Consider the following 2,025-nt stretch of genomic DNA (forward strand, 5'->3'; position numbering starts at 1 on the left):
CGGCATAACACACCCTACTGAAATATTTTCAGAAATCAAATATGATTCCTATATCTGTACTTAGTAACTTGCTAAATTGCTAAATTTTGTATTTAAATTAACACTGCACTCTTGACTTTTGACTAACAATGACTTCTCTACAAAATCAAATCATTTTGATCACTGGTGCAAGTAGTGGTATTGGTACTGCTTGTGCGAGAATTTTCGCTGGTGCGGGTGCAAAACTAATCCTTGCGGCACGGCGGCTGGAACGTTTGCAGCAGCTAGCAGATACTCTTATTAAAGAATTTGGTATTGAAATTCATTTGTTACAGCTAGATGTGCGCGATCGCAACGCTGTAGAAGAAGCAATTTCTACTCTACCGTTTGCCTGGTCTAACATCGACATCCTTATTAATAATGCTGGTCTAAGTCGTGGTTTAGACAAGTTACACGAAGGCAGTTTTCAAGACTGGGAAGACATGATTGATACTAACGTTAAGGGTTTACTTTACGTGTCCCGCTATGTCGTTCCGGGAATGGTAAGCCGCGATCACGGTCATGTGGTAAATTTAGGTTCCATTGCTGGACATCAAACCTATCCCGGTGGTAATGTCTACTGTGCTACCAAGGCTGCTGTGAGGGCAATTTCTGAAGGTTTAAAACAAGACCTGTTGGGAACGCGGGTACGTGTAACTTCCGTTGATCCTGGTATGGTAGAAACGGAATTTAGCAATGTGCGTTTTCACGGAGATGCTGAACGCGCCAACAAAGTCTACCAGGGAGTTACGCCCCTGACAGCAGATGATGTGGCTGATGTAATATTTTTCTGTGTGACGCGATCGCCCCATGTCAATATTAATGAAGTTGTGCTGATGCCTGTTGACCAAGCTAGCGCTACCCTAGTTAATCGGCGAACATGAGGAATAATTAAGCGGTCTTAAAAAATCGAATAATTTCGCGGACATGATCGAGAAATTGCCCGTCAGTCGAAAGTTGCGCGATCGCAGTTCGTGCTTCTCTCGCCAAACGCTCATGTTCAGTTTGATTTGTCGCCCTTAATTCTTCCAAATTAGCCGCAATTCTGGCTAAATCTCTGCGAGTTTCTTCGGCAAAGCGTTCTTGAGTTGCGGGTAATGAATAAGATTGTTCTGGGTTGAGTTGCTCCTCAAATGACTGGATTTTTTGTTCCAATATCGAGAAGCGATCGCGCAGTTCAACAATATCTTCGCGCGGATACTTCCATTCTTGGCGAATCATCGCTAACCGTGCATATAAATACTCATACGCCCGAATCGCTGGACGGAGAATTGTTAATAACAAAGCTGCACCAGAACTTATATATCCCACCGTACTAATACCAGTGACAGCAAGAGTATAAAGACCAACGGCTGAGAATAAGTGTAAAGCAAGGGCAATCCAGAGCGATCGCTTTGCCAACGCTGTAACATACTTCACTTGTTTCTCATCAACTGGAATTCCTTTCTCTTTGGATTGTGCTGCTTCTGCTAAGACTTCTTTAGCTTGAAAATGCACATTCCAGGGTACGGTAACAATTACCAACAGCCACCAAAAGCTTGCACCACCAATTACCCAATCCAGAAAGTTCCCAGCAGGGATGTGCAACCATTGCAGTAAGCCAAAAGCCACCAGCACCGAAACCACAATTCCAATAATGGAACTGATGAAAAAGTTGATATACATTTTGCCCTGTCTCCGGTGAAACTATACCTCGATCATGACTATGCCCTAGCAGTTATACGGAAATAATTGTGATGGTTTTTTTATTTGCACACACCAACTTCTCGATGATATAGCTACGCCAATTGGGTTGAGTATCTTTGCTACCTTTTTGGGAAAAGTAGCAACAAACATGACTGTGATGGTTTTTTTAGTTGCACATATATAAATAAAATGAATCACTGCTTAGAAACAGAGAAGGTAGAAATAATGAAATACTGCTTTGTAGAGTTTCAATGTTTAAGTCCCAGTAGTAAGCTAAAAAACATCTAATTTGCATAATCGAATTAAATATAACTCTTGTGG

General features: G+C 41.8%; 2 protein-coding genes. One reads left to right on the forward strand and one right to left on the reverse strand.

The genetic code is table 11. The features are described 5' to 3' along the window. Positions 1 to 128: 128 nt before the first annotated feature. Positions 129 to 902 carry an SDR family oxidoreductase gene (locus tag VB740_RS17990; protein WP_323201319.1) on the forward strand — a complete coding sequence of 258 codons (774 nt, stop codon included), beginning with the start codon at positions 129 to 131 and terminating at the stop codon, positions 900 to 902. 7 nt (positions 903 to 909) lie between these two features. Here VB740_RS17990 and VB740_RS17995 read toward each other — a convergent pair whose 3' ends face one another. Then, a complete protein-coding gene (locus VB740_RS17995) occupies positions 910 to 1,683 on the reverse strand; it encodes a hypothetical protein (RefSeq protein ID WP_323201320.1) in 774 nt (257 codons plus the stop codon). Between the last annotated feature and the right edge of the window lie 342 nt (positions 1,684 to 2,025).

This window comes from Nostoc sp. UHCC 0251 (assembly GCF_034932245.1).
GTDB lineage: Bacteria > Cyanobacteriota > Cyanobacteriia > Cyanobacteriales > Nostocaceae > Nostoc.